Raw genomic sequence first — 16,145 nt, forward strand, 5'->3', positions numbered from 1 at the left:
TGCCCTCGATCAGGCCATGCGTCGTGCTGTTAATTCGGGATGACCGGTGACCGGGCCACTGCCCGGCCCCGGTCCCGGCTGATGTGCCTCGGCCCCGGCTACCGTGCCTCGGCGAGGAACGCCAGGCTCAGCGGGTTGTACAGCTCGGCCTTCTCGTGCTGCGGCCAGTGACCGCACTCGTTGAAGACCTCCAGGCGGGCGCCGGGGATGGCGGCGGCGATGGCCTCGGCCTCCGGGACGTCGCCGAGCGGGTTCTTGTTGCCCCAGACCACCAGCGTCGGCGCCTTGATCCGCGCCATCCGGTCCGGCCGGAGCAGATTGCGCTCACGCGCCTCGGGTTCCTGGAGGGCCAGCAGATTGTGCAGGTTGGCCTGGAAGTCGGGGTGGTGGTAGATGCCGTACCGGACCTGCGTCAGCTCCTCGCCGAGGTCCTCGTCCCACTCGGCCCACAGCAGCTTGAGCCGCTCGCGGGTGAAGGACACGTCGCCCTTCAGCGCGGCGGCCCGCGTCGAGGTCTTCAGCCGTTCCATCACCTTCGGGTTGATCTTGGTGCCGCCCATGCACAGCAGTTGCAGCGAGGCGACCCGGTCCGGGTACTCGCTCGCCGCCCAGGACGAGACCCAGCCGCCCAGCGACTCGCCGACCAGGTGGACGCGTTCGGCGCCGACGGCGTCCAGGTAGGACATCAGGTGCTCGACGTAGGCGGGGATCTCACCGGGGCGGTCCGGCTTGCCGGTGTAGCCGTGGCCCAGCATGTCGACGGCGTGGCAGCGGTAGCGCTCGGCGTGTGCCGGGATGTTCCGTACGAAGGCCTCCAGATGGCCGGTCGTGCCGTGCAGGAACACCACGTGCTCGCCGTCCTCGGGGCCGGCCTGCAGGGCACGGGTCCTGAAGCCGGCGGTCTCGACGTAGGTGTGCCGGTAGTCGACGCCGATCAGTTCGGTCCAGATGCTCATGACTGCCTTTCAGCTTCCGGTGTTCGTCTGTGCGGGGTTCAGGACGGCGGCGCGGGGTCCAGGACGGCGACGGCCATCCCGGTGAGCCACTCGGGCATCGGCTCGTAGGCGAGGCGCCGGCCGGGCACGTGGTCGAGCAGGGCCGCCATGAGCAGCCAGGTGCGTACTTCCTGTGCGCCGTTGCCGGCCGTCTTCTCCAGTTCCTCGGTGGTGAACCGGGTGACGCGGTGGGTCTCGCCCTTCTCGACGAGGGAGAGGAACTCGTCGTCGAAGCCGGGGTTGAGCGCGGCCTCGGCGGCGCGGATGATCTCGCGGCGGCGGGCGTCGTAGTCCTGCCAGTTGTCCCGGCCGTTGAGCCAGGCGCCGACCATGAACTCCTCGTCGTCGCCGTGCGGATCGCGCCAGTCCGGCCAGGGCAGCCGGTGCGAGAGTCCGCCGGAGCCGATCACCGCGACGCGACGGTCTCCGGGGAACGTCAGGACCGCCTCCCGGATCGCGCGGCCCAGTTCCTCGCAGCGTTCGAGGGTGGGCAGCGGTGGGGCGAACACGTTGACGACGAGGGGGACGATCTCCACGTCGAGGCCGTCGAGGAGGTACTGGATGGCGTGCGACTGGCCGTGGTCGATCTGCAGCCGGGCCGAGTACGCGGGGTCGAAACGGCCGCTCTCCACGAGGGCGCCCGCGATGTGCCGGGCGAGCGGTACGTCCACGGGCTGCGGGCCCTTCGGGGTGCCGGACTCCCCGCTGGCGACGCACTCGCCGACGCCGAGGGTGAAGGCGGGGACGAGGTCCAGCCAGAAGCCGCGGAAGTGGTTGGAGCCGACGAGGATCACGGTGTCGGGGCGGGCCGCGGCGAGTTCGTCGCGCGCCTCCTTCAGCGCGTCGCGGAAACGCTCGGCGCGCTCCTTGTGGAGGGTCTCCTCCCAGTGGGTGTTCATCAGCGTGCTGTGCGAGGCACCCACGCCCAGGACGATCTCGGTCATGACGGCTCTCCTTCCACCTCGGCGCGCGTGCGGGTGACGGTGTCGACGGCAGTACGGATCAGATGGCGCGTCAGCTTCTCCATGGCCCGTACGGAGACGGTGTTCATCCCGCGGGCGAAGTCGATCGGGAACGGTGCCTCCGCGTCGGCGACCTTCGGCATCCCGACCCGCACGGTGGGGATGCCACGCCCGCGCAGGATGTTGGCGTCGGTGGCACCGCTGTTGCCGCGGATCACCTCGTGCCCGCGCCCTTCGAAGGCCTCCCAGGCCGCTGTCGCGCTGCGGCAGACCCAGTTGCGCGGGTCGGTGCGCGTACCGGGGATGGCCAGCACCATGCGGGCGGTGACGTCGAGCCCTGCCTCCTTGGCGCGCAGGGCGTCCAGCGCGGCCGAGAACTCCCGCCTGGCCTGCATCGGTGTGGTGTCGGGCGCAATGCGCAGGTCCACCATCAGGGTGCAGACGGCCGGGGTGACGGCCGCCATGCGGGGCCAGCCGCCGCGTACGGAGGAGACGATGCCCTGGGGTGCGACCGTGCCGCCGGTGTGGCGGTCGGCATACTCGACGAACCACTCCTCCAGGTGCCGGGCCACCTCTCCGGCTCGGGCGATGGCGTTGTCGTACGGGAGCCGGTGCCGCGAGCCGACGTAGGTGTGGGTGCCGTGGACGGTGACCTCGAACCAGACGAGGCCGACCTCGTCGTGGGAGACCGTCCAGCCGGGTTTGGCGATCACCGCGTAGTCGGTCCACACGCCCTGCTCCAGCAGGAACGAACAGCCCACGCCCTGGCCGGTGTTGTACCGGGTGCCGCCCGGCCGGGCGTTGGTGGGCATGCCGCCCGCGCCGAACGCTGCGACGAGATCGCCGGTGAGCGGGATGCCCGCGAGGGCGATGGCCTCGGCGGCCATCATCACGCACGCCGCGTGACCCTTGGGGTTGGAGGCGCCGAGCCCGGTGACCAGGTCGTCGTAGACGGTGGCCCGCGGCCTCATGTCGTCCCGCAACTCCGGGCCGATCCACGGGAGGTCCTCGCTCTCCTCGCCCACGGTCAGGGTGTCGATGGGCACGTAGAGCATGAGGTCGGGGCCGGTTCCGTCGCCGTCGAGCCGGGCCCACGCGTTGGCCTGCCGGTCGTCGAGCGGCTGCACCGTGGCGGAGCATCCGGAGTCGGCGAGCGTGCCGGCGATATGGGCCGCGAGGGGGCCCTCGTCGCCGGTCGGGCTCGGGATGTCGACGAGGCCGATGATCAGCTCTCGCAGCCGGTCGCCGGTGACGTGCCGCCAGGCTTCCTCGGCCCAGGCCCTCCGCCGGTCGTCCAGCCCGGCCAGACCGGCCGCCGTGTGGTCGTTCACTGGTTGATCCTGTGGACCTGGGTCATCGTCGTACGCTCGAAGCGCTTCTTGGCCAGGGGGAGCGCCACGGCGATGGCGGCCCCGGCCAGCAGGGTGAGCAGCGTGCGGCCCATGATCAGCCCTTCTTCGCGTTGGCGGAACCGGCGGAACCGGTGGAACCGGTGGAGGGAGCGGGTGGGGCCCCGGCCGCGGCCAGCTTCTTCGCGTACTCCTCCTCGCTGAGGTTCCGCCAGGCGGTCAGCGAGATGTCGGGGCGGTAGAGCTTCTCCGGAGGGGCGTCGGTGACGTCGACCATCCAGGCGTCCTGGCCGGAGAACTGCCCGTGGAACAACCAGCGGATGGCTCCCAGGTACTTTGCGTAGAACCTGAGCGTCTCCCAGCCCTCGGTGAAGTTGACCATCACACCGACGTAGAGGTGGTTGTCGGCGTCGACCGGGACGTAGAACTCGTAGTGGATGAACTTGGGGTAGGCGATGCGCAGCACGCCCGGCATCGCCAGGGAGGCGAAGCCGGGGAACTCCTGGGCCTCGATCGCCGGGTCGACCTTGTCCGCCTTGCCCGTGTTGCCGAGGTTGAAGGTCTCCTTGGGCGGCTGGAGTTTCCACCAGCGCTTGTTGGACCAGCGGCCCACACCGGGGAACTCGGCCTCCCAGTGCACCTCGTCCTGGACCCGGAAGATCCAGCGTCCCCTGGGGACGATCCGGGTGATGTTCCAGGTCGGCATCGGCTTGAACAGCCGCCACAGCGCGGTACGGTGCAGGTACTTGGCGTGCCCCTCGTCGAAGCCGTTCTCGCAGGCGAACCGCCAGTTGCCACCGCGGGGTTCGATCCGGCCGCCCATGACGAAGCCGTGGGAGACGAGTTCCTCGGGGAGTTGTTCGTCGATCGGGTGGGGGTCCTCACCGGCGACGGGGATGTACACCCACACCATGCCGAGGCGCTCCTCGACGGCGTACGTCTTCACCTCGACCTTGCCGGTGAGCCGGCATCCGGGGCCGTCGGTGATGACCGCGCACAGCTTGCCGGTGGGCAGGTCGAACGTCCAGCCGTGGTAGGGGCAGCTGACCGTACCGGGGAACTGCTGGTCGCCCTCGGAGAGCGGCACCCCGCGGTGCGGGCAGCGGTTGTGCAGCGCGTACGCCTTGCCGCCGTCCCGGATCAGGGTGATCTTCTCGCCGCAGATCGTGAACGGGAGGGGTTTGCCGGTGATGTGGCTGGACCAGGTGACCGGGTACCAGTAGCCGCGGAAGCCGGCAGCCGCACCGTCGTAGTGGGGCCACGACGACCAGTCCTGCCGGCCGGGTTGCCCGGCCGGTCTGCGGCCCGTGCGGCCGGTGCTCGTGGAGGCGGGCGAGCCCTCACTCGTCGTCATGGTGCGTGACCTCCTGCTGCCGTCGGAACATGCCCCGAGCATCGGGTGACCGGTCCGATCCGCCTACGGACCCGTTCCGCTGAGCAGACCGCACCGGATCTGCGGTTCGTCCCTGCCTGCCGGGGTCCCGATGCAAGCCCATCCGGGCGGCACGCCCCACTACCCGGCGGGTGAACGGCCCGCCGCGCAGCCGGTCCCGTGTTCCATCCCGTTCAGCGGACCGTGATCCGTGCCAGTCGCCGTCGCCCGGGTCTACGGTTCGCGCCAACCCACGGGCCGCACCCCGTATGACCGGCCGAAACCGGCGGTCTCCCGTCAACCCACCGAGGTATCCATGGAGACACGGGTCAGCAGGAGACACCCCCTCGCGGGTGTCGTCGCCCTCCTCGCTCTCATCGCCGCAACAGCCCTGACCGCGTGCAGCGCGGCCACCACCGACTCCGCCACAGGTTCCGGCAAGACCACGGCGTCCGGCCCCACGGTCCGGATCGCCGTCGGTATCGACCCCTCGTTCGCGCCCTTCTTCCTCGCCGACGCCAGGGGTCTGTGGGCGGAGCACGGGGTGAACGTCCAGCTCGTCCAGTTCGGGCGGGGCGGTGAGGGCGTCGACGCCCTGGCCGCCGGTCAGGTGCAGTTGGCCGGCAACTCCGACACCACCACCATCGGCATGCTCCAGCAGCACACCGGTCTGCGGTCGCTGCTCGTCTACGAGGAGTCCGGCCGCTATCTCAAGGTGGTCCTCGGCCCCAAGGTCAAGGACCCTTCCGAGGTCAGGAAGATGGCCGTCGTACCGGGGCTCTCGGAGCTCGCGGCGACCCGGTTCCTCCAGTCCAAGGGCATCGACGAGACATCGGTCGACTTCGTCACCGCGGATCCGCCGGAGATCCCGGCGCTCTTGCAGAAGGGCGACGTCGACGCCTACGTTCTGTGGGAGCCGTGGCCCGCCAAGGGTGCCGAACTGGGCGGACGGGTCCTGGAGACCACGGGCGACTACGGCCTGTCGTACGCCCACTGGCTCATCACCGACGACAAGTGGCTGAGCAACAACAAGGGCACGGCGGTCAGGGTCGCGCAGGCCCTGCGGGAAGCGGCGAAGGCCACCGAGGCCGACCCGGACGCGGCGGCGGCCGCCACGCAGAAGGCCGCGAAGGTCCCCACCACCCAGACCGTGCAAGCCATCGAGGACATCGACTTCGGCGTCCGCGACATCACCGCGGCCGACCTCAGGGGTTACACCGCGACCGCCCGGTTCTACGTGGACACCGGGAAGGTCAGTTCCCAACCGGACGTGACCGGGGTCGTGCTGCCCGGATGGTTCACCCAGCAGACGAAGGGATCCTGATGACCAAGGCCATCGAGGCCGACCGGCCGCCGTCCGGTCCGGCGCGTGAGAACGACGCCCATGGTGCGGCCGTCGCCGTCGACGGGGTGGACATCCGGTTCGGCTCCTTCCACGCCGTGCGCGACATCTCGCTGGACATCGCCGCCGGTGAGTTCCTCTGTCTGCTCGGCCCGAGCGGCTGCGGCAAGTCCACCCTGCTGTCGGCGCTCGCCGGGTTCGTACACCCGCACTCGGGCAGCCTCACCGTCGACGGAATGCCCGTCACCGGTCCCGACCCCGAACTCGGCATGGTCTTCCAGAGCAGCGAGGCCCTCTTCGACTGGCTCACCGTCCGCCAGAACGTGGCGTTCGGCCCCCGGATGCGCGGCAGGTCCCGTGCCGAGCAGCACAAACTGGCCGACGAGTACCTCTCCCTGGTCGGCCTGCGGCACTGCGCCGACCGGTTCCCGAGCCAGCTCTCCGGCGGAATGCGTCAGCGCGTGCAGATCGCGCGCGTCCTGGCGAACGAACCGCGCGTGGTGCTGATGGACGAGCCGTTCGGCGCGCTCGACGCGCAGACCCGGCAGGTGATGCAGGAGGAGATGGCCCGCATCTGGCAGACCTCGGGCTGCACCGTCGTCTTCGTCACCCATGACATCGACGAGGCGATCCTGCTGGCCGACCGCGTCGCCGTCATGACCGCCGGCCCGGCCGCCTCGGTCAAGTCCGTCTACCCGGTGGACCTGCCCCGGCCGCGCGACGAGTCCGACCCCGCCGCCCGCGAACTGCGGCACGCGCTGCGGGACGACATCGGCGAGGAGGTCCGCAAGGCCCTGCTGGCCCAGGGGCTCGACCAGGAGGAGCAGCGATGACGGTCGTCACGGCGAAGCCCACCGCCGAACCACGGGTCGACCGGCGCCCGGTGCGCGGCGCCGTACGGGGACTGCGCACGGCCGCTCTGTCCGTGGTGTCCGTCCTCGTCGGCGTCGGGATCTGGCAGTTGCTGGCGATGTCGTACGGCGCCTCCCTGGTCGCCTCCCCGCAGGCGACCCTGTCGGCCGCCGTCGATCTCGCCCGCGACGGCACGCTCACCAACTCGATCATCGCCTCCAGCCGCCGCATCCTGATCGGCTGGGGTCTCGGGCTGCTGGTGGGTGTGCCGGTCGGCCTGCTCATCGGGCAGATCCCGCTGGTACGACGGCTTCTCGACCCGTACATCGAGTTCTTCCGCTTCATCCCGCCGGTCGCCTTCGTGACGCTGGCCGTGGTCTGGCTCGGCATCGGCGAGTCGTCCAAGGTCGTGCTGATCTTCTACACGGCGGTCTTCATCGTCACGCTGAACACCAGCGCCGGAGTGATGGCGGTGAACGAGTCGAAGCTGCGGGCCGCCGCCAGCCTGGGCGCGGGCCGCCGGCAGATCCTGCAGCAGGTCGTGCTGCCGTCGACCGTGCCGTACATCGTCACGGGGGCGCGGCTCGCCATGGGCAACAGCTTCCTGACCATCGTCTCCGCCGAGATCGTCGCCGCCCAGGTCGGTCTCGGTTCGCTGATCTGGACCTCCCGCAACTACGGGCGCATCGACTGGGTCTTCGTCGGCATCATCACCCTGGGCATTCTCGGCTTCGTCTTCGACCGCGTGCTGCGCATCGTGGCCTCGCGGGTGCTGCGACGTTATGGAGTGAAACTGTGAGCAGTCATGTGCAGGGGCAGACGTCCCGTGCGCTGGTCCTTGAGCGGTTCGGCACGCTTCCCCGACTGGTGGAGCGTCCCGTGCCGGTGCGGGAGCCCGGCCGGACCCTCGTACGGGTACGGGCGGCGCAGGTGGCGCATCTCGATCTGAACGTCGTGGACGGGAAGTTCGGCATCCTCCCGGATCTGCCCTCCGTGCCGGGCACCTCGGCGTGCGGGGTGGTCCTGGCCTCGGACACCCACGCCGAGGGCAGCCTGGTGAGGATCAACGGCAAGGGGCTGGGGCTGCGCCGGGACGGCGGCTGGGCCGAGCATGCCGTGGTGCCCGACGCCGCCGCGCTGCCCGTGCCCGAGGGCACCGATCCGGCGCTGGCGTGCAGTTACTTCTCCCCCGCGGGTACCGCGTGGCTGGCGGTGCACTCGGTGGCGGGGGTGCGGCCCGGGGAGCGGGTCCTGGTGACCGGTGCGTCGGGCGCGGTCGGCGCGCTGGCCGTGCAGGTCGCCGCGCGCGCCGGGGCCGAGGTGATCGGGGTGGTGGGACGCCCGGCCAAGCTGAGCCATGTCCCGGCGCCGGCGAAGCCGGTCCTGGCGGCGGAGTTGTCGCCGGACGCGGTGGGCGGCACGGTGGACGCGATCGTCGACACCGTCGGCGGACCGGTACTGCGCGACGCCCTCGCGCTGGTCCGTCCGCGCGGGCGTGCGGCGCTGGTCGGCTACACCGCCGGGCGTGAGTTCAGCGTGGACCTCGCCGACTTCCTGCTGGCGGACGTGGCGCTGTTGCCCGTCAATCTGATGTCCCGCGGCAAGGAGGTCGCCGCGGACGCCGAGCGGATGCTCGCCGAACTGGCCTCGGGAGAGCTGACGTTGCCGATCGAGCGGCACGGGATCGAGGGGCTGGGGCAGGCGGTGGACCGGTTGCGGAGCGGGGAGGCGGTCGGGAGGGTGGTGCTGGATCTGGACTGAGACCGCTCAGTGGGCTGACGCCGCTCAGTGGGCCGAGGCCGCTCAGTGGACGAAGGCCGTTCAGACCAGGACGACGACGGCATGGCCCCGGCAGCAGACGCTTCCGGGGCCTCCGCCGTCCGCGGGCCCGCAGCGCTCCACGAGGTCGAGCGTGACCTCGCCGCGCACCGGGTCGACCGCGCGTACGGTGCCGGTGACTTCGAGCCGGTCCCCCACGTGGGCGGGCGCCCGGTTCTGCCAGGCGACCTCCCTCACCCGCCCGGTCCCGCCTGCGAAGCCCGCCGCGGCCCGGTGGAAGAGACAGCCGTGCAGCTGCGCCATGACGACCGGTCCGGCCAGCCCCTCGGAGCGGGCGAAGGCGGTGTCGTAGTGGATGCGGTGGGTGTTGCGGGTGACGGCGCCGAAGCGCAGCAGGGTGACCTCGTCGGGGATGAACGAGACGGGTGGTACCGGCTGACCGACGCTGACGGAATCCATGGGCGTACTCACCTGACTCACTTGACTCACCTGACTCACCTGACTCACCTGACTCACCTGACTCACCTGACGATGAACCTCTCCGTGACCTCGACGAGCACTCCGCGCGCCGCGCTGTACGTCTTCTCCACCGTGAGCAGCAGGAACCCGTCCCCGGATCCCTTGCGCTCGACCGCCATGAGGGCCCGGAGCACGTCGATCGCGTCACCGGCCCGTACCTCGTCCTTCCAGCGCACCTCCTGGCCGCCCGCCATCAGCCGCACGTCGAGCCCGTCCGTGCCGGGGACCTCGTCGCGGTACATGCCGTCCGGGCGGACCTCGTCCGGGCCGGGGCCGGGAGCCGGGCGCAGCAGGCTCACGAGGTACATGGGGTGCACGGTGAACCGGGAGTGTCCCGGCTCGGTCAGGTGCGGCGCGGTCTCTCCCGAGGCCCGCGCGAACTCCGCGGCGTCCTCGGCCCGTACGACCCCCAGGGGGCGCCGTTCCTGCCGGCCGATCGAGGCCCGGGCCCGTTCCTCCGCCAGATCCAGCTCCGCCGCCATGTGCCGCCTCCGTCCTCGGGTCACGCGACGCTAACCGCCGCTGCCCGTCCGTCACCACGGGTCCGGCCCGCTCAGCGGACCGCTCCGCTTGGGTGCGCCCGTGAGCGCCGGACACGATGCGAGGCATGGACCTCATGGACATTCAGCCGCCCCCGCAGGGCGCCTACGCGGACGCGGACGGCGTCGACTACCACTACATCGAGCTGGGCGAGGGAACCCCCACCGTCTTTCTGCACGGCGGCGGCCCGGGATGTACGGGCTGGTCGGACTTCGGGCAGGTGGCGCCGCTGTTCGCGGCGGACCGCCGGTGCCTCCTCGTCGACATCCTGCAGTACGGGAAGTCCGCCAAGCCCGTCATCAAGGGCCCCATGTGGGACTACCACGCCGCGAAGACGGTGGCGTTGCTCGACACCCTGGGCGTGGAGCGCGCCGACTTCGTCTGCAACTCGTGGGGCGGGACGATCGCGCTCAACCTGGCCGCCAAGTACCCGGAGCGTGTCCGGTCGCTTGTGATCACCGGCAGTATGCCGGTCTTCCACGGCCCGCTGGCCCCGCTGCCGGAGAGCGGCCGTCGCGGACGCAACGCCCGCGACGTGTACTACGGCGGTGACGGCCCGTCCCGGGAGAAGATGCGGGCCCTGATGGCGCGTCTGGAGTGGTACGACCCGGACGCCGTCCCCGAGGGCACCGTGACGCTGCGCCACGAGCAGAGCCTCGACCCGGAGGAGACCGCGCTGGCCGGCGCCTCGGACAACCCGCGCGGCGACTGGCAGGACCTCTCCGCCGAACTCGGCCGTATCGAGGCCCCCGCGCTCTTCCTGTGGGGGATGTACGACGCCTTCCTGACCCCGGACTATCCCCTGATGCTTGCCCGCATGGTGCCGCGGGGCAGTCTCCATGTGATGGATCAGGCGTCCCACCACCCCCAGGAAGAGCGTCCGTACGATTACTACAGCGTGGTCAGCGGGTTCCTGAACCAGCACCACGGCTGACGGCGAGCGGAGGACACGTGAGCGCATCGATCCCCCGGGTCGTCGAACTGTCCAGCCCGTTCGCCCGGTTCGCGGGCAGGCTGCTGGTCGGGCTCGGTCACGAGGTCGTCCTCGTCGAACCCCCTCAGGGCGACGGGACGCGGCGCGAACTCGGCGGTGACGCCTTCGCCCACTGGCACGCCGGGAAACGCTCGGTGACGCTTGACCCGTCCGCCCCTGAGGGCGCCGCCGGGCTGCGGCGCCTGCTGGCGGGCGCCGACGTCCTGCTCGACGGAACGGCGGACGGCGCGGGCCCGGCCGCCGAGGGCCTCGACCATCTGGTCCATGTGCGTGTCACCCCGTTCGGTCTGGTCGGTCCCCGCAGCGGTTGGCAGGGGACCGACCTGGTCGTGGCGGCGCTGGGCGGGATGCTCGCGCAGGTGGGCGATCCCGACGGGCCGCCGCTGCGGCTGCCGGAGAACCAGGCGGAGCAGCTCGCGGGCGTCAACGCGGCGATCGCCGTCCTGCTCGGCCTGCGGGCACGGCGCCGGGGGCCGGGTCAGCTCATCGACGTCTCCGCGCAGGCATGTGTGGCGGCGGCCCTGGAGGCGGGAGCCCTCGCCTATCTGCACGAGGACCGGGTACCGCCGCGGCCGGGGCGCGTGCACCCCCTGGTCCCGCACGGGCTGTTCCGGGCCGCCGACGGTTACCTGGGCGGTGGACTCGGGGGCAGCCCCCGCATGTGGGACGCGCTGCTCGCCTGGCTGCGCGAGGAGGGCGCGGACGCCGATCTCGCGGAGCCCCGGTGGCAGGACCCTGTCGAGCGCAAGAAGCACCAGGAGTACGTCTTCAACGTCGTCCAGGACTTCGTCGGCACCTGGCCCAAGGCCGAGTTCGCGGAGCGGGCGCAGGCCAGGAAACTGCCCTGGGCGGCCGTGGACCTGCCGTACGAGCTGCCGGACAACCCCCAGCTGTCCGCACGGAACTTCTTCACCCGGGTCGAGGGCCGGACCGACGTGGGCTTCCCGTTCGCGTTCCCCGAGGGCCGCAGGGTCACCCGGCTCCGCGTGCCCGGCCCCGGTGACGACCAGGCACTCCTCGACGACCAGGCGCTCCCCGACGAGCAACGCCCGGTGCGACGGGCCGAGGGCGCCTCCTCCGCCCGGCCCGCCCTGGACGGCGTCCGCGTCCTCGACCTGACCTGGGTGCTCGCGGGCCCGTACTGCACGAAGGTCCTGGCCGACCACGGTGCTGACGTCATCAAGGTGGAGTCCCTCGGACGCCCCGACCCCACCCGGTTCGCGCCCTTCATGCACCTGTCGCGGGGCGACCACACGGACCCGAACACCAACGGCTACTTCAACGAGGTCAACCGCAACAAGCGCAGCATCGCCCTCGACACACGGACCGAGGAGGGCGTCGCCGTACTCCGGGACCTCATCGCTTCCTGCGACGTCCTCGTGGAGAACTTCAGTGCCACGGTCATGACCCGGCTCGGCCTCGGCTACGACGCGCTGCGCGAGATCAACCCGGGCATCGTGTACGTGAGCATGTCGGGCATGGGCCACACCGGCCCGCGTGCGGGCTGGGTGTCGTACGCCGACACCGTCTCGGCCAGTTCGGGACTGACCGGGCTGACCGGCTGGGGGCCGGACGACGTGGTGGGCGTGATCTACGGCCACGGTGACATCGTGGCGGGTCTGCAGGCGGCGCTGGCGACGGTCGCCGCGCTGGAGCACCGGGCGGAGACCGGGCGTGGCCAGCACATCGACCTGTCCCAACTGGAGGCGATCGCCGCGCACATGGGGACGAGCCTGCTCACGTCGTCCCGGACTCCGATCGGCAACGCGCACCCGGTGTGGAGCCCGCAGGGGGTGTACCGCTGCCTCGGCGCGGACCGCTGGCTGGCCGTGAGTGTCCGCTCGGACGAGGAGTGGGCGGCGCTGTGCGACGTCCTCGGCCGTCCCGAACTCGCCGCCGACGCACGGCTGTCGACGGCGGAGGGCCGGAGGCGTGAGAGCACCCGTGTCGACGGCGTGCTGGGCGACTGGGCGCGCCGTCTGTCCGCCGATCAGGCGGCGGAGCTGCTGCAGGAGCGAGGAATCCCGGCCGGGGCGGTGCAGGACGGCCGTGAACTCGTCGAGCACGACCCGCAGTTGAGGGCACGCGGCTTCTACGTCCGTGCCGAGCACCCGGTCGCGGGCGCCTTTCTGCACGAGGGCGTCCCCATCCGTCTCACCGGCACGCCCGGCGGCATCCGGCGGGCCGCGCCCGTGCTGGGCGCGCACACCGACGAGGTGCTGCGCGACGTGGCGGGCATCTCTCCGGAGCGGCTCCGGCGGCTGCACGAGGAGGATGTGCTGCGATGACCGACTCGACGGCGTACGGCACGGGCACACCCGGCGCGCGGGGGCACGACATGACCGTGCCGGGTCTCGTCGAGTCCGCGGCCGAGAGGTTCGGTGACCGCATCTTCCTGCGCGTGGGGGACGTGACGCGCACGTACGCCGAGACCCGCGAGGCCGCGGCCACCATGGCGGGCGCGCTCGCCGCCCGGGGCTGCCGGCCGGGGGACCGGATCGCGGCGCTGCTGTCCAACCGGATCGAACTCGTCGACCTGGTCCTCGGGTGTGCGTGGCTGGGCGCGGTCGTGGTGCCGTTGAACACCGGGTTGCGCGGCCGGTCGCTGCGCCAGGCGCTGGACGCGGCCCGGCCCCGGTTCCTGTACGCCGAGGCGGAGTCGGCGGCGCACGCCGCGGCGGCCGGGCATCGTGGCGTCGTCTGGCCGGTGGGCGGCGAGGACGTCCCCCGGCCGGGCGTGGCCGAGGCGATCGCGCCCGCTCCGGTGCGTCCGGAGGACACCGCCGCCCTGCTCTTCACCTCGGGCACGACGGGGAGTTCGCGCGGTGTCCGCTGCCCGGGGGCCCAGTTCGTGTGGTGGGGCCGCAATGTCTCGGACGCGCTGCGGCTCACGTCCGACGACGTCCTGTTCACCTGTCTGCCGCTGTTCCACACCAACGCCCTCAACACCCTGGCGCACGCCATGACGGTGGGCGCGAGCTGTGTCGTCGGCGGGCGTTTCTCCGCGTCGCGTTACTGGTCGCAGGTGGCGGACGCCCGTGCCACGGCCGTCTATCTGCTCGGTGCGATGGTGCCCATGCTGCTCGCGCGGCCACCCGGCCCGGACGACCGGGCACACCGGGCGTGGCGCGGTCTCTCCCCGGCCACCCCGGGCCCCCTGTGGGGGCCCTTCCGCGACCGCTTCGGCGTCACCCTCGTCGACGGGTTCGGCTCGACGGAGACGAACCTCGTGATCGGCGCCACGCCCGACGAGTACCGGCCCGGCCGCATGGGCACGGTACGCGAGGGCTTCTCCGCACGAGTGGTCGACGAGACGCTCGGCCCCGTCGCGGACGGAACACCGGGCGAACTCCTCGTCCGCAGCCACCACCCGTACGCCTTCTCCACCGGCTACCTGGGGGATCCGGAGCCGTCGCCCGGTTCCTGGCGCCGTACGGGCGACCGTGTGGTCCGCGAACCCGACGGGTGGTTCCGCTTCGTCGACCGCGTCAAGGACGTCATCCGGCGCCGTGGTGAGAACATCTCGTCGTCCGAGGTGGAGTCGGTGGTCCGCTCCCATCCGGCGGTCGCCGAGGCGGCGGCCTTCCCCGTGGGCTCGGACCTGGCCGAGGACGAGGTCATGGTCGCGGTGGTCGTCCGGCCGGGCAGTGCGCTGGACCCGGAGGACCTGGCCCGGCACTGTGCCCGTGAACTGCCCGCCTTCGCCGTACCCCGCTTCGTGGAGACGGTTCCGGCACTGCCGCTCACCGAGACCGGCAAGGTCCGCAAGGCCGTCCTGCGCGAACGCGGTGTGACCTCCCGGACCTGGGACCGCGCCGCCGTCACCTCCGGTACGGCGTCCCCTCGGAGCACGTGGACGGCATCCGCACCGAGGCCGGGCTCGCCGCCCTGACCACGGCACCGCGTTCCGGCTAGGGCCTGTCGTCACATTCCCGTCGTCGCCCGAAGGGCGGCCCCGCGGCGTCTGGTGCGTGCTCTCGGCGTGCCGGGCGGAAGCCCTCGTACTGGACGTACTTGGGCTTTCGCCCGGTGCGGCGGGAGTGCGTGCCAGGCGTCGCGGGGCAGACGGGAATTTGACGACAGGCCCTAGGCCCGCCCCCCGGTCACCCGGCCGGGTGGAACTCCCGGCCGTCGCCCGGTCGTTCACCTCAGTAGCCGCGCGGCCGACCGGCGTCCGTGGGCAGTACGAGGGGAGTGGCGGGAGTGGCGCGGATCATCGTCATCGGGGGCGGGACGGCCGGTACGGCGGCGGCGCTGGCCCTGCACAGGGCCGGGTTCGACGTCACCGTGCACGAGGCGCACCCCGACTCGGCGGAGGACATCGGCGCGTTCCTCACCCTCGCCACCAACGGCCTGCGGGCCCTCGCCCAGTTCGACGCCGTCTCCGCGGTCACCTCCGTCGGTTTCCCGCTGACCACCCTGCGCGTACTCGACGGCACCGGCACGGAGTTGGCGCGGCGTCCCCTCGCGGGGGTCCAGGACCCGCTCCTGCCGTACCGGTGCCTGCGCCGCGGCGAACTGAACGCCGCCCTCCAGTCGGAGGCCGCTCGAAGGGGCATCGATGTCCGGCACGGCGCCCGGCTGGCCTCCGTCGAGGACGGCCCGGACGACGTCACCGTCCGCTTCACCGACGGCAGCACCGCGACCGGCGACCTGCTCATCGGCGCCGACGGGCTGAACTCCACCGTCCGCCGCACGATCGCCCCGGCCGTAGACCCTCGTTACTCAGGCGAGCACGTCCTCTACGGCTACACCACCGAGGCACCCGTCGCCGGTCCCACGGACCTCTTCACGCTGATCCGTGGCAGCGCGGCCGCCTTCGGCTACGCGGTGAGCCCCGCCGGGGAGACGTACTGGTTCGCCCGCGTCAGCGGTGACCCGCTGTCGGCCGAGGACCTCGCGAACGGCACTCCGGCCCGGTGGCGCGACCTGCTCCTCCCGCTGCTGCGCAAGGACGCCACGCCCGCCGCGGGCATGGTCGCGGCCACCACCGACAGCATCCTGGTCACCAACGCCACCGAGATGCCGCCGGCCACGCCCTGGCGTGCCGGGCGGGCTCTGCTCATCGGTGACGCCGCACACGCCGCCTCACCGGCGACCGGGCAGGGCGCGTCGATGGCGCTGGAGGACGCCGTCGTCCTCGCGAAGGCCCTGCGGGACGCCCCGGACACCGAGAGCGCACTGACCGTCTACGAGACGCTCCGCCGCCCCCGCGTGGAGCACAACATCATCACCAGCGGACGGATCTCCCGGGGCGCCCACTCCCCCGCGACCGTCCGCCCGGGCAGCCTGGGCGGTCCGGGCACGACCGCTGCCCCGGTCGGCGACGACGACCTGGTCCGGCAGCTGGACTGGGACACCAACCTCTGGACCATGGTCACCGACAGCAGCCCGGCCGGTGACCGGGGCTGATTCGAGCCGGGGCACGGGCCGTCCCGTCA

14 protein-coding genes are annotated in these 16,145 nt (G+C 71.9%); 8 read left to right on the forward strand and 6 right to left on the reverse strand.

Annotation, left to right across the window (positions count from 1 at the left end; all coding sequences use genetic code 11):
* Positions 1-98 precede the first annotated feature (98 nt).
* From FPZ41_RS04965 to FPZ41_RS04980, 4 genes are all read right to left on the reverse strand, one after another.
* Positions 99-956, reverse strand: a complete 858-nt coding sequence (locus tag FPZ41_RS04965) for an alpha/beta fold hydrolase (RefSeq protein ID WP_152859496.1) — start codon at positions 954-956, stop codon at positions 99-101.
* Between the two features lie 38 nt (positions 957-994).
* Positions 995-1,939, reverse strand: a complete 945-nt coding sequence (locus tag FPZ41_RS04970; RefSeq protein ID WP_152859498.1) for a DODA-type extradiol aromatic ring-opening family dioxygenase — start codon at positions 1,937-1,939, stop codon at positions 995-997.
* Positions 1,936-3,288 (reverse strand): M20 family metallopeptidase, encoded by a 1,353-nt coding sequence (locus FPZ41_RS04975; RefSeq protein ID WP_322619835.1) that lies wholly within the window; start codon positions 3,286-3,288, stop codon positions 1,936-1,938. Before FPZ41_RS04975 ends, FPZ41_RS04970 begins: the two co-directional genes overlap by 4 nt.
* A 115-nt stretch (positions 3,289-3,403) precedes the next feature.
* Entirely contained in the window at positions 3,404-4,660 is a 1,257-nt protein-coding gene (locus tag FPZ41_RS04980; RefSeq protein ID WP_152859500.1) for an aromatic ring-hydroxylating oxygenase subunit alpha, read from the reverse strand.
* 334 nt (positions 4,661-4,994) lie between these two features.
* On the opposite strand from FPZ41_RS04980, the gene FPZ41_RS04985 reads away from it, so the two are divergent.
* Genes FPZ41_RS04985 through FPZ41_RS05000 form a run of 4 tightly spaced genes read left to right on the forward strand, consistent with a single transcriptional unit; the run spans position 4,995 to position 8,633 of the window.
* Entirely contained in the window at positions 4,995-6,002 is a 1,008-nt protein-coding gene (locus FPZ41_RS04985) for an ABC transporter substrate-binding protein (RefSeq protein ID WP_152859502.1), read from the forward strand.
* Positions 6,002-6,853, forward strand: a complete 852-nt coding sequence (locus tag FPZ41_RS04990) for an ABC transporter ATP-binding protein (protein WP_152859504.1) — start codon at positions 6,002-6,004, stop codon at positions 6,851-6,853. The genes FPZ41_RS04985 and FPZ41_RS04990 overlap by 1 nt, the downstream gene beginning before the upstream one ends.
* Complete coding sequence (locus FPZ41_RS04995) at positions 6,850-7,671, forward strand: ABC transporter permease (RefSeq protein WP_152859506.1); 822 nt, start codon at positions 6,850-6,852, stop codon at positions 7,669-7,671. Before FPZ41_RS04990 ends, FPZ41_RS04995 begins: the two co-directional genes overlap by 4 nt.
* The gene (locus FPZ41_RS05000) at positions 7,668-8,633 is read left to right on the forward strand and encodes a quinone oxidoreductase family protein (RefSeq protein WP_322619836.1); all 966 of its coding nucleotides are present in this window, start codon (positions 7,668-7,670) and stop codon (positions 8,631-8,633) included. The genes FPZ41_RS04995 and FPZ41_RS05000 overlap by 4 nt, the downstream gene beginning before the upstream one ends.
* Positions 8,634-8,693: 60 nt before the next feature.
* Here the strand turns inward: FPZ41_RS05000 and FPZ41_RS05005 are convergent, their stop codons facing one another.
* Together FPZ41_RS05005 and FPZ41_RS05010 are read right to left on the reverse strand one after the other, a co-directional pair.
* The gene (locus FPZ41_RS05005) at positions 8,694-9,110 is read right to left on the reverse strand and encodes a hotdog family protein (RefSeq protein ID WP_152859508.1); all 417 of its coding nucleotides are present in this window, start codon (positions 9,108-9,110) and stop codon (positions 8,694-8,696) included.
* Positions 9,111-9,172: 62 nt separating this feature from the next.
* Complete coding sequence (locus tag FPZ41_RS05010; protein ID WP_152859510.1) at positions 9,173-9,652, reverse strand: FAS1-like dehydratase domain-containing protein; 480 nt, start codon at positions 9,650-9,652, stop codon at positions 9,173-9,175.
* 125 nt (positions 9,653-9,777) lie between these two features.
* Here FPZ41_RS05010 and FPZ41_RS05015 point away from each other — a divergent pair, with 125 nt between their 5' ends.
* From FPZ41_RS05015 to FPZ41_RS05030, 4 genes are all read left to right on the forward strand, one after another.
* Positions 9,778-10,644, forward strand: a complete 867-nt coding sequence (locus FPZ41_RS05015; protein WP_152859512.1) for an alpha/beta fold hydrolase — start codon at positions 9,778-9,780, stop codon at positions 10,642-10,644.
* Between the two features lie 17 nt (positions 10,645-10,661).
* On the forward strand, positions 10,662-12,992 hold the full coding sequence (locus FPZ41_RS05020) for a CaiB/BaiF CoA-transferase family protein (RefSeq protein WP_322619837.1): 2,331 nt from the start codon (positions 10,662-10,664) through the stop codon (positions 12,990-12,992).
* A complete protein-coding gene (locus FPZ41_RS05025) occupies positions 12,989-14,596 on the forward strand; it encodes an AMP-binding protein (RefSeq protein WP_228022470.1) in 1,608 nt (535 codons plus the stop codon). The genes FPZ41_RS05020 and FPZ41_RS05025 overlap by 4 nt, the downstream gene beginning before the upstream one ends.
* A 311-nt stretch (positions 14,597-14,907) precedes the next feature.
* Entirely contained in the window at positions 14,908-16,116 is a 1,209-nt protein-coding gene (locus FPZ41_RS05030) for an FAD-dependent oxidoreductase (RefSeq protein WP_322619838.1), read from the forward strand.
* The last annotated feature ends 29 nt before the right edge of the window (positions 16,117-16,145 follow it).

The organism is Streptomyces acidicola (assembly GCF_009377235.1).
Taxonomy (GTDB): Bacteria; Actinomycetota; Actinomycetes; order Streptomycetales; family Streptomycetaceae; genus Streptomyces; species Streptomyces acidicola.